This is a genomic window from Caulobacter sp. GW821-FHT11E11 (assembly GCF_058808315.1).
Genome location: NZ_JBXARO010000008.1, coordinates 105,663 through 129,695 on the forward strand (window position 1 = coordinate 105,663; position 24,033 = coordinate 129,695).

Annotated in this window: 26 protein-coding genes and 1 pseudogene; 21 read left to right on the forward strand and 6 right to left on the reverse strand. The window is 68.8% G+C overall.

Annotated features, from left to right (window positions below):
• The first annotated feature begins 180 nt into the window (after nucleotides 1–180).
• Entirely contained in the window at nucleotides 181–441 is a 261-nt protein-coding gene (locus AC1RR5_RS20080; RefSeq protein ID WP_492924323.1) for a hypothetical protein, read from the forward strand.
• Nucleotides 442–733: 292 nt separating this feature from the next.
• Here the strand turns inward: AC1RR5_RS20080 and AC1RR5_RS20085 are convergent, their stop codons facing one another.
• From AC1RR5_RS20085 to AC1RR5_RS20095, 3 genes are all read right to left on the reverse strand, one after another.
• Complete coding sequence (locus AC1RR5_RS20085; RefSeq protein ID WP_492924325.1) at nucleotides 734–1,357, reverse strand: type II toxin-antitoxin system HipA family toxin; 624 nt, start codon at nucleotides 1,355–1,357, stop codon at nucleotides 734–736.
• Between the two features lie 2 nt (nucleotides 1,358–1,359).
• Nucleotides 1,360–1,923 (reverse strand): helix-turn-helix domain-containing protein, encoded by a 564-nt coding sequence (locus tag AC1RR5_RS20090; protein WP_492924327.1) that lies wholly within the window; start codon nucleotides 1,921–1,923, stop codon nucleotides 1,360–1,362.
• Nucleotides 1,924–2,304: 381 nt separating this feature from the next.
• Nucleotides 2,305–2,544: a hypothetical protein gene (locus tag AC1RR5_RS20095; protein ID WP_492924329.1), complete on the reverse strand. Its 240-nt coding sequence runs from the start codon at nucleotides 2,542–2,544 to the stop codon at nucleotides 2,305–2,307.
• Between the two features lie 562 nt (nucleotides 2,545–3,106).
• On the opposite strand from AC1RR5_RS20095, the gene AC1RR5_RS20100 reads away from it, so the two are divergent.
• From AC1RR5_RS20100 to AC1RR5_RS20160, 13 genes are all read left to right on the forward strand, one after another.
• Nucleotides 3,107–3,487 carry a helix-turn-helix domain-containing protein gene (locus tag AC1RR5_RS20100; protein ID WP_492924331.1) on the forward strand — a complete coding sequence of 127 codons (381 nt, stop codon included), beginning with the start codon at nucleotides 3,107–3,109 and terminating at the stop codon, nucleotides 3,485–3,487.
• The gene (locus AC1RR5_RS20105; protein WP_492924333.1) at nucleotides 3,487–4,767 is read left to right on the forward strand and encodes a type II toxin-antitoxin system HipA family toxin; all 1,281 of its coding nucleotides are present in this window, start codon (nucleotides 3,487–3,489) and stop codon (nucleotides 4,765–4,767) included. The genes AC1RR5_RS20100 and AC1RR5_RS20105 overlap by 1 nt, the downstream gene beginning before the upstream one ends.
• 307 nt (nucleotides 4,768–5,074) lie before the next feature.
• Nucleotides 5,075–5,290, forward strand: coding sequence for a GcrA family cell cycle regulator (locus tag AC1RR5_RS20110; RefSeq protein ID WP_492924335.1), 216 nt, complete (start codon nucleotides 5,075–5,077; stop codon nucleotides 5,288–5,290).
• Complete coding sequence (locus AC1RR5_RS20115; RefSeq protein WP_492924771.1) at nucleotides 5,229–5,618, forward strand: GcrA family cell cycle regulator; 390 nt, start codon at nucleotides 5,229–5,231, stop codon at nucleotides 5,616–5,618. The genes AC1RR5_RS20110 and AC1RR5_RS20115 overlap by 62 nt, the downstream gene beginning before the upstream one ends.
• A gap of 201 nt (nucleotides 5,619–5,819) precedes the next feature.
• Nucleotides 5,820–6,749, forward strand: a complete 930-nt coding sequence (locus AC1RR5_RS20120) for a DUF2493 domain-containing protein (RefSeq protein WP_492924337.1) — start codon at nucleotides 5,820–5,822, stop codon at nucleotides 6,747–6,749.
• 692 nt (nucleotides 6,750–7,441) lie between these two features.
• Nucleotides 7,442–7,816 (forward strand): single-stranded DNA-binding protein, encoded by a 375-nt coding sequence (locus AC1RR5_RS20125; protein ID WP_492924339.1) that lies wholly within the window; start codon nucleotides 7,442–7,444, stop codon nucleotides 7,814–7,816.
• Between the two features lie 303 nt (nucleotides 7,817–8,119).
• Complete coding sequence (locus tag AC1RR5_RS20130) at nucleotides 8,120–9,079, forward strand: replication initiator protein A (RefSeq protein ID WP_492924341.1); 960 nt, start codon at nucleotides 8,120–8,122, stop codon at nucleotides 9,077–9,079.
• 317 nt (nucleotides 9,080–9,396) lie between these two features.
• Nucleotides 9,397–10,599, forward strand: a complete 1,203-nt coding sequence (locus AC1RR5_RS20135) for an AAA family ATPase (RefSeq protein ID WP_492924343.1) — start codon at nucleotides 9,397–9,399, stop codon at nucleotides 10,597–10,599.
• Between the two features lie 16 nt (nucleotides 10,600–10,615).
• Nucleotides 10,616–11,701: a ParB/RepB/Spo0J family partition protein gene (locus tag AC1RR5_RS20140; RefSeq protein ID WP_492924345.1), complete on the forward strand. Its 1,086-nt coding sequence runs from the start codon at nucleotides 10,616–10,618 to the stop codon at nucleotides 11,699–11,701.
• Nucleotides 11,702–12,059: 358 nt separating this feature from the next.
• Nucleotides 12,060–12,563 (forward strand): S26 family signal peptidase, encoded by a 504-nt coding sequence (locus AC1RR5_RS20145; protein WP_492924347.1) that lies wholly within the window; start codon nucleotides 12,060–12,062, stop codon nucleotides 12,561–12,563.
• Nucleotides 12,560–13,258 carry a cell wall hydrolase gene (locus AC1RR5_RS20150; RefSeq protein WP_492924348.1) on the forward strand — a complete coding sequence of 233 codons (699 nt, stop codon included), beginning with the start codon at nucleotides 12,560–12,562 and terminating at the stop codon, nucleotides 13,256–13,258. The genes AC1RR5_RS20145 and AC1RR5_RS20150 overlap by 4 nt, the downstream gene beginning before the upstream one ends.
• Nucleotides 13,259–13,625: 367 nt before the next feature.
• The gene (locus AC1RR5_RS20155) at nucleotides 13,626–13,817 is read left to right on the forward strand and encodes a hypothetical protein (protein ID WP_492924350.1); all 192 of its coding nucleotides are present in this window, start codon (nucleotides 13,626–13,628) and stop codon (nucleotides 13,815–13,817) included.
• A gap of 412 nt (nucleotides 13,818–14,229) precedes the next feature.
• On the forward strand, nucleotides 14,230–14,562 hold the full coding sequence (locus AC1RR5_RS20160) for a hypothetical protein (protein ID WP_492924352.1): 333 nt from the start codon (nucleotides 14,230–14,232) through the stop codon (nucleotides 14,560–14,562).
• Nucleotides 14,563–14,573: 11 nt separating this feature from the next.
• On the opposite strand, the gene AC1RR5_RS20165 is transcribed toward AC1RR5_RS20160, so the two are convergent.
• The gene (locus tag AC1RR5_RS20165) at nucleotides 14,574–15,125 is read right to left on the reverse strand and encodes a hypothetical protein (RefSeq protein WP_492924354.1); all 552 of its coding nucleotides are present in this window, start codon (nucleotides 15,123–15,125) and stop codon (nucleotides 14,574–14,576) included.
• A gap of 206 nt (nucleotides 15,126–15,331) precedes the next feature.
• Between AC1RR5_RS20165 and mobQ the strand changes: the two genes are divergently transcribed.
• The 3 genes from mobQ (at nucleotide 15,332) to trbB (ending at nucleotide 19,839) form a co-directional block, all read left to right on the forward strand.
• Nucleotides 15,332–16,843, forward strand: a complete 1,512-nt coding sequence (gene mobQ / locus AC1RR5_RS20170; RefSeq protein ID WP_492924356.1) for a MobQ family relaxase — start codon at nucleotides 15,332–15,334, stop codon at nucleotides 16,841–16,843.
• Between the two features lie 115 nt (nucleotides 16,844–16,958).
• Nucleotides 16,959–18,899, forward strand: a complete 1,941-nt coding sequence (locus AC1RR5_RS20175) for a type IV secretory system conjugative DNA transfer family protein (protein WP_492924357.1) — start codon at nucleotides 16,959–16,961, stop codon at nucleotides 18,897–18,899.
• Complete coding sequence (gene trbB, locus AC1RR5_RS20180; RefSeq protein WP_492924359.1) at nucleotides 18,886–19,839, forward strand: P-type conjugative transfer ATPase TrbB; 954 nt, start codon at nucleotides 18,886–18,888, stop codon at nucleotides 19,837–19,839. Before AC1RR5_RS20175 ends, trbB begins: the two co-directional genes overlap by 14 nt.
• A gap of 315 nt (nucleotides 19,840–20,154) precedes the next feature.
• Here trbB and AC1RR5_RS20185 read toward each other — a convergent pair whose 3' ends face one another.
• Both AC1RR5_RS20185 and AC1RR5_RS20190 read right to left on the reverse strand, forming a co-directional pair.
• Nucleotides 20,155–20,664, reverse strand: coding sequence for a hypothetical protein (locus tag AC1RR5_RS20185; RefSeq protein ID WP_492924361.1), 510 nt, complete (start codon nucleotides 20,662–20,664; stop codon nucleotides 20,155–20,157).
• A gap of 103 nt (nucleotides 20,665–20,767) precedes the next feature.
• Nucleotides 20,768–21,145, reverse strand: a pseudogene (locus AC1RR5_RS20190) (IS66 family transposase).
• A 213-nt stretch (nucleotides 21,146–21,358) separates the two neighbouring features.
• Between AC1RR5_RS20190 and AC1RR5_RS20195 the strand changes: the two are divergent.
• The 4 genes from AC1RR5_RS20195 to AC1RR5_RS20210 all read left to right on the forward strand — a co-directional run bounded on the left by AC1RR5_RS20195 (nucleotide 21,359) and on the right by AC1RR5_RS20210 (nucleotide 24,020).
• Nucleotides 21,359–21,520 (forward strand): hypothetical protein, encoded by a 162-nt coding sequence (locus AC1RR5_RS20195; RefSeq protein WP_492924363.1) that lies wholly within the window; start codon nucleotides 21,359–21,361, stop codon nucleotides 21,518–21,520.
• Nucleotides 21,521–21,609: 89 nt separating this feature from the next.
• The gene (locus AC1RR5_RS20200; protein WP_492924365.1) at nucleotides 21,610–22,188 is read left to right on the forward strand and encodes a hypothetical protein; all 579 of its coding nucleotides are present in this window, start codon (nucleotides 21,610–21,612) and stop codon (nucleotides 22,186–22,188) included.
• 320 nt (nucleotides 22,189–22,508) lie between these two features.
• A complete protein-coding gene (locus AC1RR5_RS20205) occupies nucleotides 22,509–23,492 on the forward strand; it encodes a glycerophosphodiester phosphodiesterase family protein (protein ID WP_492924367.1) in 984 nt (327 codons plus the stop codon).
• A 336-nt stretch (nucleotides 23,493–23,828) separates the two neighbouring features.
• Nucleotides 23,829–24,020 (forward strand): hypothetical protein, encoded by a 192-nt coding sequence (locus AC1RR5_RS20210; protein WP_492924369.1) that lies wholly within the window; start codon nucleotides 23,829–23,831, stop codon nucleotides 24,018–24,020.
• The last annotated feature ends 13 nt before the right edge of the window (nucleotides 24,021–24,033 follow it).

Consider the following 24,033-nt stretch of genomic DNA (forward strand, 5'->3'; position numbering starts at 1 on the left):
TCGCCGACACAACCCGGCGGCGTGGGAAGCTTCTTCCACCCTGCACACCGGCGGGGGCGGGCGGATCAGCGAGGGTGTATCGCGCGCCTGGGAACCGCCGGACGGCTCGGGGCTTGGCTTGCCGGCGCCGGATCAATCAGGATGATTGTCCGGCCGGCGATCGGGCTCTGGAAGGTGTGCGTGACGCGCGTGGAGGATCAGGAGGATGAGGCCGACGCCCTACTGGCCCGGATCATGATGATCCGGGACGACCTGAAAGCCGGGCGCCTGACCCTGGAGCAGGTCCGAGCCTATCGTGACCTGGGCCGGACAGTCGAGCGGATCACCCGCGACATGGACGCCGCCGCGGACCTTGCCGCGGCCGATGCGCTGTGGCGCAAGGGCGCGGACGTCATCAAGGCCTATCTGGCCGAACACTTTCCGACGCCGACCTGCCACTAACGGCAGTGTCGGGCCTCCGGGAAGGCGAAGTTGGGCGTCACCAGCACGATCCCAACCCGAGACTTGGCCAGTCCCCTGTCGATCTCGCGCAGGAAGGGCCCCCTGGGGCGATATCCTTCTCGCTGAATTAGACCTTCACGCCACGCGCCTCAAGTAGGTCATGTAGATCCGTGGCTGGACCCTGCCGATCGTCCCAGGCATGGCAGAGGAAGACTGCCCCGGGGCGCCGCCGCCGCTCGAGGCGGGGGAAGGACGGCGGCGCGTAGGAGGACGGCGAGGGCGAACCGTAGCTTTAACCGCCCCCGCGGCTGGAGTCCCCGCCGCACCGGGGACAGGCCGCGCGGCCGCTGGCCAGGGACATCATCGAGAACTCGTTCTTCGACACCCCGGAGAACCGGGTTGAGGGCAGCTTAACGATCCAGTCGCCGCCGACACCGGTGGCCGGGATGGTCAGCCCGCCTTGCGCCTTCTCCACGGCCGAGAACTTCAGCTGCACGCCGGCCAGGGAAAAGCGCAGGGCGGTGGCCGCCTGGCGCGTCTCGAAGCGCGGCGGGGCGGGGGCGTCGGCCAGGCGTTCCTCGTCCTGGACACGCAAGACGACGGCGTCGGGCAGGTCCTGGCCCAGCGTCGCCAGCATGTGCAGCTCGCGGCCGGGTTTGACGCCGGCGCGCCCGGCCAGGTAGTCGCGCAAGGGGCCTTCGGGCAGCAGGTTGGAGAAATAGGGATGCACGCGGGCTCGGGTGGGGCGCACGTCCCGCAGCAGGCCGCCGGCCACGCTCTTGAACGCCAGGCTCAACGTCGGCCGGTCCGCGGCCTCGGCGTAGGCGTCGTCGAAGGCGAAGACCGACTGGTCGCCGCCCAGATAGGTGATGGCTCCGAACCGGCGATCGCCCAGCCAAGCGTCAAGTCCGGCCATGGCTAGTCCTCGTCGTCCAGGCTGTAGGCCGGGCGAGCTGCGCCACGCTCGACCTGGGTCTTGGCGTCGGCGACCACCCGGTTGAGGCTGGCGATCGCCGGCTCCAGGCGCTGGGGGCTCTGGCCGCGCACGGCCTCATCCACCACACCGGCGGCCGCCAGCACCTCCTGACGCATCGAGGCGGAAAGGTCGGACAGGTCGAGCCGGGAGAGCGCCGTGGCCGCGTCCGCCACCCGGTCGTTGAGGCCTCCGGCCATGGCCTGTAGGGTGGTGGCCGCCTTCCACAGGCCGGCGATGGTCTCTTGCACGCGCCGGCGGCCGACCTCCTCGGCGTCCTCGCGCAGCAGGGCGTCCACCGCGGTCAGGGCCGTTCGCGGCGCCAGCAGCAGTTCCAGGTCCAGGACCCGCGCCAGATCCTGCAGCGTGGAGACCTTGGGATCGACCGCGCCGCTTTCGATGCGCGAGATGTGCGCTTGGGGAATACCGGCGCGTTCGCTCAGCTGCCGCTGCGACCAGCCCTTGGCGCGGCGGGCTTGGCGAAGGCGGCCTGGGATGTCGGGCGTCATGATGTCGGGAATTATATCAGAAAGCGTTTTGATATCGTATACCGCATCAAAGTAAGCGCCCAGCCGGGGTTTGATGTGTTAAAAGATATCAGATGTGGGATTGATGTCGTCTGATGCATAGAGCCGGTCCGTGCTTATCGTGATCTGGGCCCAACGGTTGAGCGGATCACCCGCGACATGGACGCCGCCGCGGATGTCGCCGTAGCCTATGCTGCTGTGGCGCAAAGGCGCGGACCACATTAGGGCCCATCTGGCCGAACACTTCCGGCGCCCACCTGCCCCGAGCGTGCGGTTTGGAGCCCAGCCAGGCTCGCGCCGGCTAGCGCGAAGGGCTCTAGCTTGCGGCCCGCGGTCAGGATGAGCGCGCCCCTGGCTTTCGGGCTAGCGCGTTTGCCTGTCCACGCCGTACCAGCGCAGGATCATCCAGCTCGCAGCGACCGCGCAAAGGGACCACACCGCCAGCGATTGAAGCGTCGCGAAGAAGTGGCCAGGCTCGATTTTCAGACCGGCGGGATAGCCGCCGATCACCACGACCAACCACACCAGACCGACACCCAGCAGGATGACCGCGGCGCCAGCAAGCGCGATCCGAGCGATCCGGCGCGTCAACGCTACGATCATGAGATGACGTCTCCATCGGGCGGCTGCCACAGCCCCAAGATCGCCTCAGTATGCCTTGCACGCGCTGAAGGGGCAAACCGGCGCCGCTCAGGCCTATTTGGGGCGCGACCGGACGGCCACGCGCCTCAACGGGGTCTGGGCGGGGTGTCCACCTCCTGCGGCTGGGCTCCAGGCGGCGGGGCCGCCCCAAGCCCCCTCCCCTCCCCGCCCGGCCGGCGCGCCACCATACCACCGAGGGTCCAGCGTCGCCGTCGGCTCCCCTCCCCGGCTTCGCGTCCGCCGCAGCCGCCGGAGGGTTCGCCGTCGGGGCCGGCCGCGGCTCGGCGTTCTTCATCTAGGGCCGCCCCAGTCTAAGGCCTCATGTGCTGGATTGGCGGGCCCTTGTAATTTGGTCTTGGCGAGGTTGGGTCCTGGCTTCCGGGCGGCAACCACACCGTTTGTGTCTTACGGATATTCGTAAGTACGGGCCAATATTACGGATATCCGTAATTTCCAGCTCGACGTTGGTGACTGGATAGATTACGCATATGCGTAATCTGACGCCAAATTTACGGATATCCGTATGCGAGAGCCTTTCCTGCCGCCCATCGGGACGGCCATTCGTGCGGCGCGGAGTCGGCGGGGCTTTGGCCAAGCCGAGTTGGCCGCGCGCGTTGGCCGGCCGGTCCCGCGCATCTCCGAGCTGGAAACCGACCTGCTGCGCGACCGCATCGGCCGCGATCGCCTGTCTCTGCTGGCCGAGGTCTGCGACGCCCTGGACCTGGCCTTGGTGGCCGTGCCGCGCGAAGCCCTGGCCCGGGTGGAGGACGTCGTGGCCGCGACGCCGCGGCGCGCCGTCCATCCCCAACAGGCCTCGATGTTCGACGATCTGTTCGTCGACCTGTCGGACGAGGCGTCCGGGAATGAGCCGGGGCGGACCTCGCCGGATCGGGAGCGCCGCTGATGGCCAAGCCGGCGGCGGTGCTGGGCGTGCAACTGTTCGAGGCGGGCGGCGCGGCCGTGCGTGTGGGGACCCTGTCGCGTGACGCGGTCGGGGCCACGGCCTTTGTGCCCGACGAGGCCTATCTGCGCGACGAGCAGCGCCCGATCCTCAGCCTAAGCTGGGTGGGCGCCGATCCGGAGGCCGCGCGCGCCCGCCTGGCCATGCGCACTGACAAGATCGCCCTCTATGGCGGGCTGCCGCCCTGGTTCGAGGGGGTTTTGCCGGAAGGCGCCCTGCGTGAGCTGGTCGCCGCGGAGATGGGCCCGGGCGACCACGGCTCCTTCGACGTCATCACCCGCCTGGGCGCGGACCTGGCCGGCGCGGTGATGGTCGTGCCCGAGAACGCCGAGGCCCTGGACGCGCCCGGCCCGCTGGACCTGGCCAGCGTAGCGGGCTTTCGCGCGCCCGTGCCCAAGGGGTTCGTCAAGTTCTCTCTGGCCGGGGTGCAGCTGAAGTTCACCACCAGCCTGCGCAAGGACAAGTTCGCCGCCCCAGCGAGGGCCGGCGAGGGCCGCTACATCGTCAAGCTGGACAGCGAGAAATACCCTTCCCTGCCCCAGGCCGAGTTCGCCGGCATGACCCTGGCCGGCCTGGCCGGCGTGCGCACCGCCCCGTTCCAGCTGATCGAGCGGGCGGCCATCGTCGACGTGCCGGCCGAGCTGATCGTTGGCGACCACGCCCTGGCCGTCGAGCGCTTCGACCGTCCCGAGGACGGCCGGCGCATCCACATCGAGGACATGGCCCAGATTCTGGGCGCGGTCGGCGACCAGAAATACACCAAGGGCAACAGCGAGACGGTCCTGCGTATGATCCAGCGCTTTTCCACCGACTGGCGCGGCGACGTCCTGGAGGGCTTTCGCCGCCTAGTGGTCGACGTGCTGCTGGGCAATGGCGACAACCACCTGAAGAACTGGTCGTTCATCTTCCCCGCGCCCGGGGAGATCCGGCTGTCGCCCGCCTACGACATCGTCCCGACCACGCTCTATGGCGACGAGACCCTGGCCCTGCCCTTCGCTGGCATCCACAAGTTCTCCAGCCTGTCGCTGCACCAGTTCGACCGCGCCGCGGGCTTCCTGCGCCTGGACCCGACCTGGATCCGCAAGGAGGTCAAGACCACGGTGCAGCGGGCGCTGGACACCTGGCCGGCGGCGATGGCCGACCTGCCGCTGGCGGCGGCCGACCGTGATCGCCTGACCAGCCGCTGGGCGGACCTGACTTTGGTGGCTGAGACGCGAGGCTAGGCATGGGCTTGGGCGGAGCCTGGACGGGCGCTCTGCGCAAAGCCGGGTGTTGAGACCGCGTGAACCGCGCGCGCGACGCCTTCGGCCCGAAGGCTTGGACATAACGTCGACCACCCGGCCCAGCCGTTGGCTTATGGTCACCGCCTGCTGCGGGGCGTGACAACAGGCAAGAGCGACTGAGTTGCAAATAAAACGCTAGATTGTGAATGGGTGCGCTGCAATACCCGAAAACTAGGGGGATGGGAAAGGCTAAACTCAGGGCGGAGGCGGGCGCGCCGATCGGGCGCGCACCGTGGAGTTTCCCGTCATGTCGCCTGCTTCCGCCGCCTCTTCTGCCGGCTCGGGCTGGACCGAGGGGCGCGTCGAGCGTCTCAAGGCGCTCTTGGCTCAAGGCCTGAGCGCCAGCCAGATCGCCCTGGCCTTGGGCGCGACGACCCGCAACGCCGTCCTCGGCAAGATCCATCGCCTGGGCCGGCCGCAAGCCGCCCTCCCCGCCCGGTCGTCGCCCAACCACACCGCCTAGGGCGCAGCGCCCCCGGCGCGTTCCCTCCCCTGCCCCACCTTCGCCCGGGCCACCGGACGGCTCGCCCGCCGGCCCGGCCGTGTCGCGGCGTCCGCGCGCCGCGCCGCCGGTCGACGCGGTGGGCCGGGACGCCGATCTGGCCGTCTTGCCCCGCGGCGCCTGCCGATGGGCGATCGGCGATCCCAAGACCGCCGGGTTCAGCCTGTGCGGCGCGCCGGTGGCCCGAACGGTCGGCCGGGTTGGGCCCTATTGCGAGGACCATCGCGCGCGGGTCCATCACCCCGCGCCTGCGCCCGACCTGGGGCGATCGGCTCGGCGATCGGCCTGAAGCGCTTGGGGCCAGGGCGGGTCCGGGGCGGGGCTGCTGGGCGTCGGGGCCGGCCCTTGCGGCTCGAGCGACCTCGCCACCGTCCTGCGGCCGCCGCAAGGGACGCTGCGCTCAAAGCCCCTGCGGCGGCCGCCGGTCGTCGGCGCGGGGACGGTCGCGAGCCGAAGGGCTCGTTCCTCGACCCCAGACCGGAGCCATCCCATGACCTTCCAGCCCCCTCCCCTCCCCGATCCGCTGACCCCGCTCGAGGCCCAGGCCATCGACCTGGGCGACCCGCGCCCCCATCCGCCCGAGGCCGCCCTCGTGCAGCTGGGCCAGGTCCTGATGACCGAGCTGCTCGACCTGGTCGGCGACACCGCCCTGGAGGATTTCCAGGCCGTCCTGTGCGAGGCCCTGATCGGCGCCTTCCATTCGGCCTCCCAGCGCCTCGACCGCGACGCCGATCGCGGGCGCGACGAGATCAACCGGCTGCTGCGGGACTTCGACGCCTCGGAGGTGGCCGACACCGAGCTGCAGGCCGTCACCGCCAGGACCCGGGCGGCCGACGTCGCGGTCCTGGCCGTCGACCTCGTCCGGGACGCCGCCGCCGAGACCTACCGGGTGGCGACGGGCGAGCGTTGGACGCCGTGGAAGGGCAGCGTGCGTCCCTCGCGGATCACCGCCGGTCAGGTGGCCGCCCGCGAGGCCATCCGGGCGATGAAGGCGCGCCGCCATCAGGCCGTGGACCCGGGCGCGGCCGTGGTGGCGTTTCGCGCCTCTCCGCTGGCCGACACCGCCTTGGACGCCGGGCGCATCTTCGACGCCCTCAATTGGGCGCGCGAGACCTGGCCAGACATGACCCTGGCCACCAGCGGCGCCAAGGGCGGCGAGGCGCTGGCCATCGACTGGGCCGGCCAGAAGGGCGTCAAGCTCGTGCTGGCCAAGCCCGACTTCAACCGCAACGGCCGGGCCGCGCCGTTCCGGGCCAATGACGACCTGCTGGCGCTGGAGCCGGTCTGCATCCTGACCCTGGCGGCCAGCCTGGATCCGAGCCGCCGGGGCGAGGGCAAGCCCTTCGGGCCCGCCCAGAACCTGGGCCAGAAGGCTGAGGATTGCGGTCGCCGCTGGGTGGCGATCCGGGCCCGGGCCTGAGGTGGCGCGTTGGCGCGGCGACCGAGCGTCGCCGCGCCGACTTGGCGGGAATGAACCCGGAACACAAACCCAGATATTGCGGCGTCCGGGCGAGCCTCCACGAGCGGTAGCGGTTGGCGATTCGTTCTTGAGGCGATCTTTCGCGCCGTCGCCGACGAGGTTGCGGCGGGCCCTAGCGGTTTCGTGGCGGCGCTGAATCGCACGCCGTCACGCCGGCTCGGCTTTGGGGCGGCGGTCGCCTTCGCCGCCTCCTCCGTTTGGGGCCGTTGTCCGTTCTGGTGATGGCGGGACGGCCGTTCTCTGTGCCCAAGGCGTGGCGTTGGCGACCGGGGCGCGTCGCCAGACTGTTCTTCGGCGTGCAGGGTCCTCGCGCGCGGAGCGGCAAGCCGGGGAATGAGCGTGCTCAACAGGGCGTCAGTCGCCGCTCCGGGCGGGAAGGTCCGGACGGGCGCGCAGCCTCGCCGCGATCGATCACGTCGTCCCTAGGGCGGGGCGGGCCGGGTCCAAGCCGACCTGGCTTTGCCAGGCGCTTTGGCCGGACCCTCCGGCCTTCCTGCGCTGCGCTGCGTGCAGGCTGGCTTCCAGCCGTCGCGGGCCTGGGCCCTCCCTGCTCCCCGCCCTGCCAGGGCCCGTGATCGCGGCGAGGGCCGCGGACCGCCTGGGCTTCTCCCGGCGGGAGACGGAGAAAGACCATGCTGAACAAGGCTCAACTGATCGGCTTCACCGGCGCCGAAAGCGAGATCCGCTGCACGGCGAAGGGCCGCAAATACGCGGTGTTGCGGGTGGCCACCAGCCGCTACGCCAAGAAGGACAACGCGCGGCAGGACTTCACCACCTGGCACCAGGTCGAGATCTGGAGCCCCGGCACGGTGAAGTGGCTGGAAGGCCGGGTCCTGCCCAAGGGCGCCAAGGTCTTCGTCGAGGGCGAGATCCGCAACGAGCGTTACGAGAAGGACGGCCAGGAGCACTACTTCACCAAGATCGTCGTCGCCGGCCCGGGCCATGAGCTGAAGTCGCTGGATCGACCCGAGACCAACCCCGATCCCGAGCCCGGCGAGGAAGGCTGACCCGGCGGGCCCGCCCCCATCGGGGCGGGCCGTTGCGGTCACTGATCCCCCGAGCCGGAGGCGGCGAGGCGGGCGAGTTGCCACGTGGCAACTTCTCGAGGTTCCGGTTCTGAAGGCGCGCGAGAAGGGGACGGCGTGCGGCCGGTTGAGGAAGTTGCCACGTGGCAACTTCTTGCTTCGAGGGCGACGCGACGATGGCGAGGACGTGGCCCGCTGGGAAAGTTGCCACGTGGCAACTTTTGCGCCGCGCCGGTCGGGCAGGGCCTTTTTGCGTCGCCTTCCGGCTCAGCGCACAATGGCGCGATGTCCAAGCGCGCGATTCGCAACCAAGAGTTCGACCTCTTCATCCCCCAGGTCGCCGACCTGGCGTGGAAGGATCAGCGCGAGCTGATGGAGCGGCCGTTCTTTTCGCTGGGCAAACGCAAGCGCCTCAAGCCCATCGAATATGTCAGCCCCGACGGCGACGTGTCGGTGCGGGTCAGCGCTAATCCCCAGTTCGGCATCGCCACCATCTGGGACGCCGACATCCTGATCTGGGCGACCTCGCACCTGAACAAGCTGCGCGAGCGGGGCGACAACGACATCCCGCGCACCATCCGCACCACCTCCTACGACCTGCTCAAGGCCATCCACCGCGACACCGGCGGCACGGGCTATCGCGAGCTGCAGGCGGCGTTGGAGCGGCTGCAGTCGACGACGATCGAGACCTCGTTGCGCGCGCCCAAGCGCAACAAGCGCGCCCAGTTCGGCTGGCTCGACGAGTGGACCCTGGAATCCGATCCCGTCACCGGCGCGCCGCGCGGCCTGACCCTGACCCTGTCCAACTGGGTCTATGAGGGCCTGATGCGCGACCGGGCCCTGCTGACCCTGCATCCGGACTACTTCCTGCTGACCGGCGGGCTGGAGCGGGCGATCTACCGCATCGCCCGCAAGCACGCCGGCGACCAGCCGGGCGGCTGGACCTGCCGGGTCAAGTTGCTGCACGAAAAGTCGGGGAGCGAGGGGCCGCTCAAGCAGTTCACCTATCTGCTGAAGAAGATCATCGCCGCCGACGGTCTGCCCGACTACGCCCTGAGCCACGCCACCACCAAGGACGGCGAGGCGGCCGTCCACTTCATCCGCCGGGACGCGGCCGAACGGGCCCGAATCAAGGCCGAGCTGGAGGCTCTGGCGGCGGCCGATTCGCGGCGCGCCCAGGAAGACGCCCGCGCCCTGTCCATGGATGCGCTGTTGGAGCGCCGGGCCCGGCCCTCGGGGGATTGATGACCTTTTCCACGGGGGAACGGTGACCGGCGCTTCGGGGTAACGGTGACCGAGGTGACGGGGGATTGGTGACCGAGGGGTTGCGCAACGCCTTGTGCCACAAGGCCTGGTGAGCGTTCCGAGGCGGCTTAACCTCTTTAACTTCCTCCCATAACGATCTCTTCTAACGGCGCGCTGAGAGGCTTTGCCAGCGCGACGCGTCGCGAGCCTTTGGGGGCTCGACGCGACGCTGACGGCTTAAGCTTTTGTTTACGCTCTGCACCGACAACTTTGCAAAATTCGTCTAGTCTCATCGAAATTTGCAAAGTGGAGGGGTGATGAACGCGACCGCCTTGGCGACCGAAGCCACCGGGCCCGTGCTGCTCGATGCGCTGACCAATCTGACCGCACGCGCCGATGACGTGATCACCCGCCTGCGGGCCTCGGTGTTCGCGCCGGGGATCGAGAAGATCGTCGACACGCGCTTTCCCATCAGCAAGGCCGCCGAGATGGTCGGTAGGACCCCGGAAGCCATACGGCAGGCCGAGGCCGAAGGCCGTCTGCCCACGCCGCGTATGACCGAGAGCGGCCGGCGCGAAGGGTATAGCCTGGCCGAGGTCAACGCCATGCGCGATCTCTTCGGCACCCGGCCGCGCCGGGCCGAGGGCGACCCGCCGATCGTTCTGGCGGTGCAGAACTTCAAGGGCGGCGTGGGCAAGTCCACCCTGACCTGCCACATCGCGCAATATCTGGCGCTAAAGGGTTATCGGGTCGCGATTATCGACTGCGACAGCCAGGCCTCCTCGACCACGGTGTTCGGCTTCAACCCGGACATCGACATCGACGACGACCACACCCTGCTGCCGTTCTTCTGGCATGGCGGCGAGCCGACGCTCGACTACGCCATCCGCCCCACGGCCTGGACCGGCATCGACCTGATCCCAGCCAATCTGGGGCTCTACCAGGCCGAATACGAGGCGGCCGCCCGTATGCGCGGTAAGCCCGAGCTTCTCGACCGCCTGCGCAACGGTATAGCCGGTATTGCCGACCGGTATGACGTGGTCCTACTCGATCCGCCGCCGGCGCTAGGCATGATTTCGCTGGCCGTGCTGCGGGCGGCCAACGCCTTGCTAATCCCCACGCCGCCATCCACCGTCGACTTCGCCTCGACCGCCCACTTTCTGCGCATGATCGTCGACACCGTCGGCGTCCTGGACCAGTACGGGCTGAGCAAGAGTGGCTACGAGTTCCTGCGCGTGGTCGCCACCAAGGTCGACGAAGCCAAGAGCGCCCACCTCCAGATCCGCGAGGTGATGGCGACGGTGTTCGGCTCCGACATGCTGACCAATTCGCTGCTGGACTCGGCCGAGATCGACAACGCCAACGTCCAGCTGCGCACCGTCTACGAGGTGTCGGGCGGCGGACGGGTCCATGAGCGCTGCCGCAACAACCTCGATCGTCTCAATGGCGAGATCGAGATCCTGATCCGCAAGGCCTGGCCCAGCCACCGTGCTGATCTTCGCCGACTGGGCGTCGGCTAGGGGAGGGAGAGGACCCATGGCGTCGACCACGAGCAAGAACCGCAACATCCTGGGCAATCTGATCGGTGATGCGCCGCCGCCCCCGGCGGTCACCAATCCCCCGATGGTTACCGGTCCGGCCCCGGCGGCGGAGCCGGTGTCGGCGCCGGCTCCGCCCGCGCCCGCCGCCATACCGCCGCGGGTCAACGACCGCATGCTGGGCCTCTCGCGCCTGGCCTCGGGCGACCTGCAGGAAAAGACCCTGCGGCTCGTCGATCCGGCCCGCTGCCGGATGTGGTCGCGCCATAATCGCAAATACGAGCTGCTCACCCCCGAGACCTGCGGGGAGCTGCTGGAAGGCCTGAGGGCCCAGGGCAAGCAGGAGTTCCCGGCCATCGTGCGCCGGGTCACCGACGATCCGAACTTCGACTACGAGGTCATCGCCGGGGCCCGCCGCCACTGGGCGGTGAGCTATTTGCGCGCGGTCGAGCACCGGGAGATCAAGTACCTCATCGAGGAGCGCGAGCTCTCCGACGAGCAGGCTTTCCGTCTGGCCGATGTCGAGAACCGCGCCCGTCGCGACCTTTCCGACTATGAGCGGGCCGTCGACTATCTGAGCGCCATGGACCTCTACTACGGCGGCGTGGCCTCGCGCATGGCCGAGCGGCTGGACGTCACCAAGGCCTGGCTGTCGAAGTTCCTCGACCTGGGGCGGTTGCCGGCCGAGGTGGTCGCCGCGTTCGGCGACCACCTGCAGGTCCTGGAAAAGCACGCCCGCGACCTCAAGTCGGTGCTGGCGCAAAACCCCGAGCGGGCCCGGGTCATCGCCGCCGCCAAGCGGCTGGGCGAGGACCAGGCCAAGCGTCGCGAGGCCAACGCGCCTTATCTGGAGCCGGTGAAGGTCATCGCCCTCCTGCGGGCTGCGGGCCTGGGCAAGACCGAGGCGCCGGCCACGCCGGCCGAGGCGCGGGTCGTTAAGGTCGGAGGTGTCACCCTGTTCACGATCAAGCCGAAAGGGTCCACGAAGGCGGTGCTGGAACTGGCGCTCGACGCCGGGGCCTCGAACGCCGACTTCGTCGCCGCCCTCGAAGCGGAGTTGGCCAGGCTACGGCCGAGCGCCTAGGGCCCAGCGCCCAAGGCATCGCGTCACTGAAACCCCGTCGGGTCATCCGGCGGGGTTTTTCAATGCCCGCTGGCGAGTTGCCACGTGGCAACTTTCCACGTCGTCATGGTCGTCGACCGTCGATCGTGGCGTCCTGGGGATCTGCGAGGGTGAAGTTGCCACGTGGCAACTCCGCCCGCCGGCATGGTCGCCGACCCTCGATGCTAGGGTCCTGGGCGGTCCCCGGCGATGAAGTTGCCACGTGGCAACTCACGGGGGATCGGTGACCCGATCGGCAACCACACCCTTGCCACTCCAGGCCGGCCCCCCCGAAATCTGAGGGATTGCGCCGGCGGCGCGGGGTCGACAGGCTTGGCGTATGCGCGCTTGGGGTCCCATCGTTCTGGCCGCCTTGCTTCCTGCGCCCTTGGCGCTGGGCGCGGCCGTGCTCGATGCGCCGATCCTGCTCCTCAACACCTCGCCCAGCGAGCCGCCCGGCCTCTACCGTCGCGTCGCGGCCGGGACGTCGGTCGGCGCCCTGATCGCCTTTCGTCCGCCGCCAGCGGCCGCCAACTATCTGGCGGCCGCGCAGCCGGGGCGGGCGCGCGGCAGCATCCTCAAGGGCGTGGCGGCCGGACCCGGGGCGCTGGCTTGTGCGGGAACCACGTTGTCGGTCGACGGGCGGATCCTGGGTCCGGTCGCGGTTGTCGACCGTGGCGGCCGGCGCCTGCCACGCTGGCGCGGCTGTCGGAGACTGGCTCGTGACGAGGTCATGGTCTTCTCAAGCCGGATCCCCAACAGTTTCGACAGTCGCTATTATGGTCCCGTGCGCCGGGCTGAAATTCTCGGCGTGTACGCCCCTTTGTGGGTCGTAGGGTCATGAGGCGGGCAGGGCGCGCTTTTGGGGTTCTGGCGGCCTTCCTGGCGCTGCAGGCGGGCACGGCGTGGGCTTTGGAGCCGGGCGACAACGCCCGTCGCGCGCTCGCCGCCGCCGTGGGCGCGCCCGGGGCGCGCGAGGCCATCGCCCGGGTCGCCTGGGCCGAGGCGGCCAATCAGGGCGACAGCGGCCTGCTGGCGGTTGTCTGCACCATTCTCAATCGCCTTTCCGACCAGCGTTGGGGCGCCAGCATCGACGCGGTCGTCAACGCCCGCGCCCAGTTTGAGCCGGTACTGCGGGCCGGCGGCGACTGGCGGTCCTTGCCGCCGGCCACCCCCATCCAGCGGGCGCGCATCGACACCCTGATCAACCTGGTGCTGGAGGGCCGCGCGCCCGACCCGACCGGCGGCGCTCTGTGGTTCCAGAATCCGCGCGTCGTCGCGGCGCGGGCGGCGGCCGGGACCGTGTCGGCGCGGCGGGTGCATTTTGGCGGCGCGACGCCAACCACGGTGATCCGCGACCACGCGTTCTACGTTGCGACGGGCGGTTGGCGCGCCCCGGCGCCAGGCTTGCGCGCGGCGCCAGAGCCCGATCCGATCTTCGCGCCGAACGTGAGCGCGCCCGGGACGACCGAGATGGCCGATCCTCGCCGCGGCATCTTCGTGCTGTCGAATGGCCAAGCCGCCGAGACGCGGCGCTAGGCGGCGTCGGATCGGCGGGGGCCGCAGCGCGAGCGCGCGGATCCCCGACGGCGTCGCCCTGGCCCGCTTGCCTCGGCGGTCCCGGCGCGAGCGCGCCAGGTCCCGGTCGGCGCGCGTCTGGCGCAGGGCCCGCCTCGCTGGCGAGCGCCCGAAGGACGCTCGTCGCCGTCGACACGCGACGGCGCGGCTTCGGCTACTGAGCCTGGGGGCGCCTCTTCCCAGCATACCCTGTCACCCAGCCCGTCAACCCGCTGGCGCGGGTTCCCCTCCGGCCGCGCGGCGCGCGGCCTGCGGTGACGGACCGGGGCCCGACAGGCGTGAAGAGAACAAGGCGCTCGATGGGAGCGGCCAGACGGAGTTTCTGATCATGAACCAGTTCATCACCGCTCTCCTAGAAGCCTTCGGTCTGAAGGCGGCGCGTCGCTGGGTCGACAAGGGCGTGGCCTTCGATCGCCACGTGATCGAGGCCCACGGGGTTTGGGCAGAGCAGGCCTTGGCGTTGGAACTTGCCTATGCCGACCAGATCGCGGCCGCGCGCGATCGCGATCGCCTTGCGTGATCGCAGGGGGCCTTGGGCCCCTTTTTGCGCCGAAAGCCCCAGAGCGTCCGGGGGCGCGGCCTCGCGGCGCGCACCCCGACTGGAAGGCCCCGCGCGCGGTCCTCCCAGGCGCGGGCGGCCGCCGATGGCGGACACGCCTTGGCGCCTGTCGGCCCTGCGTCCGACCGGCGGGCCCGGACGGGCTCTCGGGCCTGACGGCCCTCGCCGCCGCCGCGTCTTGGCGGCGACGTCGCCCGCCCTACCGAGCCTGGGGGCGCCTCTTCCCATCGTATCCTGTCACCCATCCCGTCAACCCGCTGGCGCGGGTTCCCCTCCGGCCGCGCTGCGCGCGCCCTGCCGTGACGGGCCGGGGCCCGACAGGACCAAAGGGACAAAGGCGCTCAAAGGGAGCGTCGGGAAAGCGGAGTGTCCCATGTCCTTCTCGAACCAATTCGACCTGATCGACCACGACCTGATCGAAGCCCACCGGGCCAGCGGCCAGCCTCGCTATAGCGTGACGCTCTACCTGGCGCGGGGCGGGTTCATCCGCCGGTGGACCGACGATCGCGACGTGGCCCTGGCCGAGCACGGCGTGGCGGCCAAGACCCCGGACAGGCGCTGGGCCATCACTTTCGACCATCTGGGCCTGGACGCCATCGCGGTCGACTTCCCGTCCGACGGCAAGACCGCCCAGCAGCTGAAGGCCGAATGCGATGCGGCGCTGGACGCGATGATGGACCGCTGGGACGCGGAGACCCGGGGGTAGGGGAGGGGGCGTCAGCCCCCTTTTTTGCGCCGGCGGGCGGAGGGCTTCGGCTCGGCGCCGTGCGCCTCGCGCGCCAGTCGGTCCGCGGCCAGGGCGTCGAAGTCCGGCAGGGCGGGAACCTCGCGGGCCTTCACCGGCGCGATCGCCAGACCCAGGGTCTCTGCGATGGCCAGGCGATCACGGGGGCGATGAACACGGCTGTCGACGATGGCCATCAGCCGGGCCAGCAGCGGATCGTCCGGATCGGCGGCGGCCTCGGCCAGCAGGCTCGTGCCCAGCACGATCTTGGCGCGGGTCTCGCGCTTGCGCTCGGTCTGGTCGAGCAGGGCCTCCAGCCGCTCGACACGGGCGCGCCAGACGGCCAGGCGCTCTTCGTCGTCCTCGATACGGGCCAGCGGGGTCACATGGCCCCGGTTGCGGGGCAGCGATCCGCGCAGGCCCGACAACGCCTCGCGGGCTCGATGTTCGCGATCGGCCAGGGTGACTTCGAGCGCCTGTAGACGGCGAGACCGGGCTTGCGGGGTCTCGGCGCGGCGGCGGGGTCGGACGGCGGCGGCGGGCATGGGCGGAGGGGACTGAAGGGGGACGGGAGGGCGGCGGGTTGATTTCGGATGGGGAGGAGCGTAACCCTCAACCGGCGTAAGTGACAAGGGCGCAGTTATGCATTGCGAGTAATGCCTGCCGCCGGCGTCATCGCAATGACGTCGGCAGCCAAGGGGCAAACCCCTTAGCGATCCCGAGCGCGAGGCGCGAAGAGACGAGGAAAGACGTGGCCCAGTTCCGGCTCGAAGTGCAGGCGATTAAGCGGGCGGACGGCCGATCAGCCGTCGCCGCGGCTGCCTATCGCGCCGCCGCGAGCCTTCACGATACGCGCCTGGAGATGACCTTTGACTACACCGCCAAGGGCGGGGTGGTGTTCTCGGGCCTCCTGGCGCCGCAGGACGCCCCGAGCCGGTTCCAGGATCGCGAAACGCTGTGGAACGCCGCCGAAGCGGCCGACAAGCGCGCGGACTCGCGCACCGCCCGCGAGGTGCTGATCTCCCTGCCGCACGAGCTTTCCGACGAGCAGCGCCATGACCTGGTGCGTGCGTTCGTGGCCCAGAGCCTTGTGGCGCGCGGCATGATCGCCGACTACGCCATCCACGATCCCGACGTCCACGGCGACCAGCGCAATCACCACGCCCACATCCTGGTCGCCACGCGCCGGCTGACCCCAGACGGCTTTGGCCTCAAGGGTCGCGAGTGGGACAATCCCGAGGCGGTGCGGGCCCTGCGCCTGGAATGGTGCGCGATCCAGAACCTTCATCTGCGCCGGCACCTCGGGCCGGACGCCCCGCAAGTCGATCATCTGAGCCTGGACAAGCGGGGCCAGGACCAGGAGCCCACGATCCATCTTGGGCCGGCGGCCTCGGGCATGGAACGGCGCGGCGAGCCATCCGATCGCGGCGAGATCAATCGCCGGATCGAGGCGCGCAACAGCGCGCGGACCCAAGGGCCGCGCAAGATCCGCGACCTGGAGGATCGCATGGCCAAGGGGCTGGTCCGTGGCCCCTATCCGATCGTGGCAGTGATCGGTGAGTTCGAGGCGATCCACGCCAGCATGGTGCGCGAGCGCGATGGGTGGGCCCGGGACCTGGAGGGGCTCCAGCGTCCCGCGCCCCCGCGCGCGGGCGATATCGTCCACGAGATCCTCGCCGAGGCCGGGGCGGCCCGGGCGCAGGCCAAGGGACGGCTGGACGCCATTGAGCGCCGCATCGCCACGGGTAGGGCCCGGCGGGCCACCCTTGTACGCTGGCTGCGCAGTCCGGCGCGGATGATCTGGGCGGCGCACGCGGAGCTGAACGCCTTGGCGCGGGCGCGGCAGGCGGCGCGACTGGCCGAGATCCGCTACGCGGTGCGGCGTGACTGGTTGCGGGGACCGGAAGGTCGCGCGTTCCTGGCCGCGCGGCTCGATCCGGAAAAGCAGGCCGCCGAGACCGCGCGCCGGGCGGGGCGGACCATGGAGCGGAAGATCCGGCGCGCCGACAAGCGCATCGAGGTGGTGGCGCGCACGCGCACGCGATTGCTGGTGGCCCAGGCGCTGGGCGAGGCCAATATTGTGGCGCCCGAGACGATGAGCCTCGGAGTCAGCCAGGCGGTGCGCGAGGTCGATCGCCGGGTAGTCGAGGCCATCGCCAAGCACCCCGTCGCCGAGCAGCAAAAGTCCCTACGGCAGGTGATGGACTTGGCGCGCGGCAAGGCCCCGCGTCCCGGACAGGAGCGGTCCGGACTCGACCGCTAGGCCTCCGCAGGGCGGTCGGACCTTGAGCGTGCCTGCGGCGCGCCCCCTAGAATTGGCGGGTTGCCCGCGGCGGCGCGCCTTGCTGGACTCCTTGATGGGGGCTGGGAGGCGAGGGATGGTCAGGGGCCCCAAGGCGCTCGCGATCTTGCTGTTGTGTTTGACGGGTCTGGCTTTGGGCGCGGCCGTGGCCACACAGCTTGCCGCTTATCGGTTCGGCTACCCCGCCGCCTTCGGTCCGGGATGGGCGCAACTGGCGACGGCGCGGGTCTATCCGCCCTGGGCCTTCCTGGTCTGGTATGGGCGCTACGCCCAGACCTATCCGCGGGCTTTCGACCAGGCCGCCCTTATCGGCCTGGGGGTGTTTGTCTGGCCGCTGCTGGTGGTCATCGGTCTGACCCGGCGGTTCGTGGCCCGACCCAAGCCGTTCGGGCGCGGCGCTTGGGGAAGTCTGGCCGATGCGCGCCGCGCCGGCCTCGTGTCGGCCGGGCGTAAGACCGACCGCCTGCTGGGCCGCCTGCGCGGCCGGGCCCTGGCCATCGCTTCTCTGGTCCATTGCGTCATCGTCGGCGCGTCCCGGTCCGGCAAGGGCGCAGGTCATGTCGTGCCGACCATGGTCAGCTGGTGTGAAAGCCTTTTCGCCTACGATCGCAAGGGCGAGCTCTGGCACATCACCGCCGACCATCGACGCACCTTTTCGCACACCTTCTACTTCGCCCCGACCGATCCCAACACCGCCCGCTGGAACCCCTTGTTCGAGGTGCGCAAGGGGCCGATGGAAATCGCCGACATCCAGAACATCGTCGGCATCCTCGTCGACCCGATCGGATTGAAGGGTGGCAATCTCGACTTCTTCGACCAGAGCGCGGCCAACTTCTTCACCGGCGTGATCCTGCATTGCCTCTATGCCGAGGCGGACGAACACAAGACGCTGGCCCACGTCCGCCGGCTGCTGATCGACATCGAACCGACCCTGGACGCGATGCTGGCGACCAAGCACCGCTGGAAGCCTGACCCGGTCGCGGGCGATGGGCTGGCGCGCGGGGCCGATGGCGCGCGGATCGCCGAGACCCATCCCGAGGTCTGGCTCGGCGCCACGGCGTTCCGGGCGATGGAGCCGCGGGTCCGCTCCAGCGTCCTGGCGACCGCGCAGAAGTCGCTGGCCCTCTGGGCCGATCCCCTGGTGTGCCACGCCACGAGCACCTCGGATTTTTGCATCGGCGATCTGGTCTGCGCCAAAGCGCCCGTCAGCCTCTATCTGATCACCCCGCAGGCCCACGCAGACCGCCTGTCGTTCCTGGTGCGGGTCATGCTGCGCCAGAGCCTCAACAGCCTGATGGAAAACGTCGATACCGACAGTCGCGGCCGCCAGAAGCTTCATCCCTTGCTGAAGATGCTCGACGAGTTTGCAAAGCTTGGGCCGTTGCCGTTCCTGGAAAACGCCCTCGGCGAGATGGCCGGCTACGGCATCGCCGCGCACCTGATCTGCCAGTCGTTCAACGACGTTTTCAAATACTACGGGATCCACACCTCGATCTTCGACAACTGCCATGTGACGGCGGCGTTCGCGACCTCCGAGCCGACCAGCATCGAACGGGTCGTGAAGCGGGCGGGCCGGGCGCTGGAGATGCGGGAAAGCTTCAGCGATCCGCGGCTGGCCTTCGGAAAGGGCCATCGCAGCCGCAACCAGGCAGAGGTCGAGCGTCATATCCTCGCAGAGCAGGACGTGCGCGCGCTCGGCGCCGACAAGCAGTTCCTGTTCGTCAACAACGCTAAGCCGTTCGTCACCGACAAGCTGCGCTATTACGATGAGCCGGCGCTGGCGGCGCGAACCCGAAATTTCTTCGCCGGGGAACGGGCGGTGTTCGTCCAGACCCCCGAGACGCTCGACAGCCCGGCCCACCGCCGATCGACTGGCTCGGCGTGCGCGCTGTCGCGCCGTACGGCCGGCCGCTACAGGCCGCGCCCCCCACTCCCGCGCCCACGTCGCCGCCGATCGCGGCGCTGTCGGTGGCCGATCTCACCTTTGGCTTCGAGGACTGACGATGGTGACGCGTGACGCGGTGACGGCGGCGAGGAAGTCCGAGGCTCTGGACCAGGCGTTCGGACCGGTCGTCGCCGCCGCGCTGGCGGCCAGCGACGTCGTTGAGGTCATGGTCAATGCCGATGGCCGGATCTGGGTGGAGCGCGCCGGTCGCGGATGCGAGGATAGCGGGGCGACGATGAGCCCGGTCGACGCCGAGCGGATCTTGCGTCTGGTCGCTGATCACGCCGGAGAGGTCGTTACCCACGATCAACCGCTGATAAGCGCGACCCTGCCGGGCGGCGAGCGCTTCCAGGGGATCTATGCGCCGGTCTCGGCAGGACCGTGCTTCGTCATCCGAAAGCGCCCAGCTGTGATCTACTCGCTTGAGGACTATGTCGACCAGGCTGTGATGACCCAGGCCCAAGCCAGCATCCTGGTCGAGGCGGCCGCCGCGCGTGAGAACATCCTGATCGTCGGCGGCACCGGATCGGGCAAGACGACCCTGGCCAACGCCGTTCTGGCGCTGCCGGCCTTCGCTGACGATAGGGTGATCCTGATCGAGGACACCGCCGAACTGCAATGCTCGGCGCAAGACCAACTGGCGCTTTTGACCCGACGCGCCGATCCGGCGGTGACCATGGCCGACCTCGTCAAGGTGTCCTTGCGTCTGCGGCCCGACCGGATCGTCATCGGCGAGGTGCGCGACGGCAGCGCGCTGGATCTGCTTAAGGCCTGGAACACCGGGCATCCCGGCGGTCTTGCGACTCTTCATGCCAACAGCGCGGCCGAAGCCCTCTCTCGACTGGAAGATCTGATCGGCGAAGTCAGCCAGACCGTGCCGCATCGCGCCCTCGGCCAGGCGATCGACCTGATCGTGTTTCTGCGCCGCGCGCCTGGGGGGCGGGTTGTCGAGAGCCTGATGAGGGTCTGCGGCTGGGACGAACACGCCGGCTACAGGTTTGTTGCGGTGTGAGGGCCAGGACCGCGGGCCCAGCGTTAAGGAGCGCGAGTCTTTGCCTTCTGCGCTTCCAGGCGCGCGGCTATTGGGCGGAAGCTGCCTCTTGAGCACGCTATGGGTGATTTGGACCTGATCCGCGAACTTCCATACGGGCCAGCGCTCAAGGGCGCACAACAAGCCGGACAGATGGCAGCATCCGATCGAGCGTCAGAGCTTCAAAATCCGTCTTGCGCTGAAGGGGGCGTCCACACATGGGTTCCTGCCATTGGCCCACCTCGTGGCTCGGCTTCAGCGCAAAACTCTTGCTCAGGCCGACATGGAGAATGGATGTTATGCGGAGTCAGCGTAGCCGCGGTGTATCGGGAGCCCTGCATGCAGCAAGCTGAGCTCCATGGAGATAAACGACCCCGCCATCCACAGCCCGATGACGCCTGCTGCCGTGAAGCTTTCTATCGTAAAAATAGGAATGACTCCGAGCAGGAGCACGGCTCTCACCCAGAGCAGCGCTGGTGAACCAACCCGTTTTCCGAGTAGACCCCAGTCGGGATCGAGGAACTTCTTTAATTTTCCTGGCCAAGGTTCGCCGCCATCCATTTCGTCAGCGATTTCCTTGATGCCCTGACGAAATGGTCGACTGAAAAGCATTCTGAGAAATTGGAGTAGAGCTGTCCCGCCAACAAAAATCGTGGCCGGAACAAGAATGACTCGCGCCGGTGCGAACAAGATGCACGTCACCGAAGCGGCTATTGTGAACCCCGCGATCCACAAGCAGGCCAACCTGATCTTTGCATCAGCCGCGCTCATAACTCGACGATAGCAGCAGGCCACAAGCCCCGTCATCCGACATGCTCAAGGTCCGCGATGGATCGCGTCCGGAATTGAGCGCCAGCGCCGGTACAGGAAAGAAGGTCCCCGCCAACGTCCGGATATTCCCTGCGGAGCGTCAGGCCGCCCGCGCCGGTGCGGCGCCGGCCCGCCAAATCCACGGCAACAGCTCGTCGATCTGCTGAGCGGGATGCCTGGCGATCCGTGCCAGGACGTCGGCGAGCTAAGCCTGCGGATCGACGTCATTCATCTTGGCGGTGACGATCAGGCTGTAGAGGACCGCCGCGCGCTGGCCGCCGCGATCCGAGCCGCAGAGCAGCCAAGACTTGCGGCCCAGGGCGATGCCTCGCAGCGCACGCTCGGCGGCGTTGTTGCTGAGGCAGACCCCGCCGTTGGCGAGGAAGCGGACGAACGATGGCCAGCGCCGCAGCATGTAGTGGATTGCCTTGGCCAGGTCGTGAGCGCGGGTGAGCTTGTCGCCCGTTTCGTGCAGCAAGGCCTCCATTCGGCGACCATTGGCTTGCTGCGCGCTTGCCGAGCCTCACGCGTTGCCTGCAAAGCAGCCAGGAAGCGGCCAGTCACATGTTATCAAAGGCGACCTGACAGCCCCCCTGACGACCAGGTGGCGGCGCCGGCGCGCCCTTCGGCGGCGCTCGATCGCCGGGAGCCTTTCCGATTGTCAGGAATTGGGGCGGGAGAGGAGACCGCCATGACCGACAGCAACACGGCAACGCCTACGTCAGAAAATTCGCCTGCTGGCGAACGACCCGCTGGCCAGGAGGCGCCGCCGCCGCCCGAGCTCGACCCCAACAAGAAAACCAACGCGACCCATGATCCGACCGCGGACGACCCGGGCAACGGCGCAGACTGAGCTGGATGATCTCGCCATACGTCACTTGGCGCCTCACTTGGCGACGTAAGCAGCGTGCGCCCGCCAGCGCACACCGTTTAGGAAGCCCCATGCTGTTTCGAGCCGCCGCCGTCAGCCTGTTTTCGGTCCTGGCGCTAGCCGCCTGTGACGAACGTTCCACTGCTCCCGCGTTGCCGACTTCGGATGCGGGCGGCAGGGCAGCAGCGCCACCGAGCGCGCCGACACAGGACGCGCCCAAGGCACCCGCTTCCCGCGCTGATCCGGCTATGGCCGCGGTAACGGCTCAGGACGCTTCCGAGCGCGACGTGCCGATCAAGCCGGCACGCGACCTGGGCGGCAGCTTGCCGCTCAAGCACGGCATCTTCGTCGCCGCCGATATTTCCTGCAGCGATCCGCCAAACGCCGCCCTGCGTCGCTACGATGGGGAAGGCCTGAGCGGCGCCCACACGCATGCCTGCCGGATCAAGGTGCTGGCCAAGCGCGGTTCTTCGTACGACTTCGAGCAATCGTGCATCGATGCTGGCCAAGGTCCTGGGCCTCGGTCGATCGAGAAGGCGACCATCGACATCCAGGACAACCTCACCTTCACACTCCGTCGCGGCGGTGCGGGCGAAGCATTCCGTTATTGCTCTGCGGCGATGTTGCCGCCAGCGCTTCGGAATTGGTGATCAACAGGTCCATCAGCCTCCAGTTTCAGTCGACCACGGGACGGCGGCTTCTGGCGCAGCGGCGCCGCTTCAGCCCAACCGCTAGCCGAGTTCAGCAGCGAGCGTCGACCGATTCAGCCGATGGACTGAATCCGCTCAACCGCTTCCGCGCCCTCGCTGTCGGAGATCGTCACGAACAACGTCGCACCTTCGAGCGCTGGGCCCGCTCCGCCCGCAGATGAGCCAACGTACCGATCATTGCGTGGATGAGACGGTCGGGTGGGTCGCGGACGTTGTCGGGGTTACGCTGGCGCATTGAACCGATGCGAGGTCGGTGGGTAATGAAACTAAGGTCGGTTGTGGCAGGCGGTGTAGTCATTCTCCTAGGCGGCCTGGCGCTGCTCAACGCCTCGTGGCTGGCGCCCACGCCGCACGGACAGTTGCGCATCCTGGCGCACCGAGGCATCCACCAGACCTTCAGCGCAGAGGGATTGTCTCAGGACACCTGTACGGCGACGCGGATCAACCCGCCCACGAACCCATACCTGGAGAACACGGTCCCCTCGATGGCGGCGAGCTTCGCGGCAGGAGCGTCGGTGGTCGAACTGGATATCCATCCCACGACCGATGGGGAGTTCGCGGTCTTCCACGACTGGACCCTAGAGTGCCGCACGAACGCAAAAGGCGTCACGCGCGATCAAACGATGTCGACGCTGAAGAAACTCGACGTCGGTTACGGCTACACCGCCGACCAGGGTCGCAGCTATCCCTTTCGCGGAAAGGGCGTTGGCCTGATGCCGACGCTCGACGAGGTGTTCCGGGCGTTTCCTGACCGCCAGTTTCTGATCAACATGAAGAGCCACGATCCTACCGAAGCCGACAGGCTGATCGCCTACTTGAGGGCGCGCGGGCGACCCACCGACGAGCGCCTCTGGATATGGGCTGACGGTCGGGCCGGGGATAGAGTCCTGGCGCTGGCGCCGCGCGCGATACTTTTGACGAAGAAGCGCGCCAAGCATTGTGCGGCCCAATATCTGGCGATGGGATGGAGCGGATACATGCCGCACGCCTGTCATCGCAACTTCATCATTGTCCCGCTGAACCTGCGACTGCTCTATTGGGGCTGGCCTAACCGATTGATAGCGCGCGCGGACGCGGTCGATAGCCGTGTGATGATCGCCGGTCCCGTTGGCAAAGGCCGCACGGCAGGGCTGACCCACGCACGCCAACTGGAAGCCATTCCGGCCCGGTTTTCAGGCTTGGTCCTAACCGACGAGATCGAGACCATCGGTCCCGCCAAGCAAGTCCGGTGGCCAACGAATTGAGCTCGCGGGGTTGAGGCATCGTCGAGGGGCGAAACGTCCGCTTAGGGTGGTGAAAAGACTTTAGAACCAGCGCCTGAGCCAGGACGGTTTTCCCGTCTACGGAGGGGGCGCGGCGGGCGCGGCGCTAAGCTTAGCGCCGGCTAGGCCGCGATCGACGAGGCCGCCGCCGGCCTCGCGCGCAAAGCCGCGGTCTTCGCGCTGCGCAGCGGTCGTGTCGGTGCGACCAGCCCGGTCAGGGCCACGGATCGGTGGTGATCCTGGCCATCCCGATCGGCCCGACCATGCAACCGGAATAGGGCCTCGCGCGCTCATGGCTCCGGTTATCGAGAGCCCGACATGCACGCCTTTGAAATCGAACTGGACGGACATCCCTATGCCGGCTTTTGGCGCGCCGGCGACTACGACCGGTTGACGGTCGAGAGCGATTTTGGTTCGACCTACGCCTATCTCGACGGACGCGATCCACGCGCGCTGGCCGGCTCGCTTCTCATCCAGCTCGTGCGTCGCAGCGAGCGACGCGTGGGATAGACAGCCACAGCGC

What these genes read in the sequence shown, in the direction of transcription:
- AC1RR5_RS20085 (WP_492924325.1), bottom strand. Translation starts at nt 1,357, where the DNA reads ATGGCCGGACTTGACGCTTGGCTGGGCGATCGCCGGTTCGGAGCCATC.
- AC1RR5_RS20090 (WP_492924327.1), bottom strand. Translation starts at nt 1,923, where the DNA reads ATGACGCCCGACATCCCAGGCCGCCTTCGCCAAGCCCGCCGCGCCAAG.
- AC1RR5_RS20095 (WP_492924329.1), bottom strand. Translation starts at nt 2,544, where the DNA reads ATGATCGTAGCGTTGACGCGCCGGATCGCTCGGATCGCGCTTGCTGGC.
- AC1RR5_RS20100 (WP_492924331.1), top strand. Translation starts at nt 3,107, where the DNA reads ATGCGAGAGCCTTTCCTGCCGCCCATCGGGACGGCCATTCGTGCGGCG.
- AC1RR5_RS20105 (WP_492924333.1), top strand. Translation starts at nt 3,487, where the DNA reads ATGGCCAAGCCGGCGGCGGTGCTGGGCGTGCAACTGTTCGAGGCGGGC.
- AC1RR5_RS20110 (WP_492924335.1), top strand. Translation starts at nt 5,075, where the DNA reads ATGTCGCCTGCTTCCGCCGCCTCTTCTGCCGGCTCGGGCTGGACCGAG.
- AC1RR5_RS20120 (WP_492924337.1), top strand. Translation starts at nt 5,820, where the DNA reads ATGACCTTCCAGCCCCCTCCCCTCCCCGATCCGCTGACCCCGCTCGAG.
- AC1RR5_RS20125 (WP_492924339.1), top strand. Translation starts at nt 7,442, where the DNA reads ATGCTGAACAAGGCTCAACTGATCGGCTTCACCGGCGCCGAAAGCGAG.
- AC1RR5_RS20130 (WP_492924341.1), top strand. Translation starts at nt 8,120, where the DNA reads ATGTCCAAGCGCGCGATTCGCAACCAAGAGTTCGACCTCTTCATCCCC.
- AC1RR5_RS20135 (WP_492924343.1), top strand. Translation starts at nt 9,397, where the DNA reads ATGAACGCGACCGCCTTGGCGACCGAAGCCACCGGGCCCGTGCTGCTC.
- AC1RR5_RS20140 (WP_492924345.1), top strand. Translation starts at nt 10,616, where the DNA reads ATGGCGTCGACCACGAGCAAGAACCGCAACATCCTGGGCAATCTGATC.
- AC1RR5_RS20145 (WP_492924347.1), top strand. Translation starts at nt 12,060, where the DNA reads ATGCGCGCTTGGGGTCCCATCGTTCTGGCCGCCTTGCTTCCTGCGCCC.
- AC1RR5_RS20150 (WP_492924348.1), top strand. Translation starts at nt 12,560, where the DNA reads ATGAGGCGGGCAGGGCGCGCTTTTGGGGTTCTGGCGGCCTTCCTGGCG.
- AC1RR5_RS20155 (WP_492924350.1), top strand. Translation starts at nt 13,626, where the DNA reads ATGAACCAGTTCATCACCGCTCTCCTAGAAGCCTTCGGTCTGAAGGCG.
- AC1RR5_RS20160 (WP_492924352.1), top strand. Translation starts at nt 14,230, where the DNA reads ATGTCCTTCTCGAACCAATTCGACCTGATCGACCACGACCTGATCGAA.
- AC1RR5_RS20165 (WP_492924354.1), bottom strand. Translation starts at nt 15,125, where the DNA reads ATGCCCGCCGCCGCCGTCCGACCCCGCCGCCGCGCCGAGACCCCGCAA.
- AC1RR5_RS20175 (WP_492924357.1), top strand. Translation starts at nt 16,959, where the DNA reads ATGGTCAGGGGCCCCAAGGCGCTCGCGATCTTGCTGTTGTGTTTGACG.
- trbB (WP_492924359.1), top strand. Translation starts at nt 18,886, where the DNA reads ATGGTGACGCGTGACGCGGTGACGGCGGCGAGGAAGTCCGAGGCTCTG.
- AC1RR5_RS20185 (WP_492924361.1), bottom strand. Translation starts at nt 20,664, where the DNA reads ATGACGGGGCTTGTGGCCTGCTGCTATCGTCGAGTTATGAGCGCGGCT.
- AC1RR5_RS20195 (WP_492924363.1), top strand. Translation starts at nt 21,359, where the DNA reads ATGACCGACAGCAACACGGCAACGCCTACGTCAGAAAATTCGCCTGCT.
- AC1RR5_RS20200 (WP_492924365.1), top strand. Translation starts at nt 21,610, where the DNA reads ATGCTGTTTCGAGCCGCCGCCGTCAGCCTGTTTTCGGTCCTGGCGCTA.
- AC1RR5_RS20205 (WP_492924367.1), top strand. Translation starts at nt 22,509, where the DNA reads ATGAAACTAAGGTCGGTTGTGGCAGGCGGTGTAGTCATTCTCCTAGGC.
- AC1RR5_RS20210 (WP_492924369.1), top strand. Translation starts at nt 23,829, where the DNA reads ATGCACGCCTTTGAAATCGAACTGGACGGACATCCCTATGCCGGCTTT.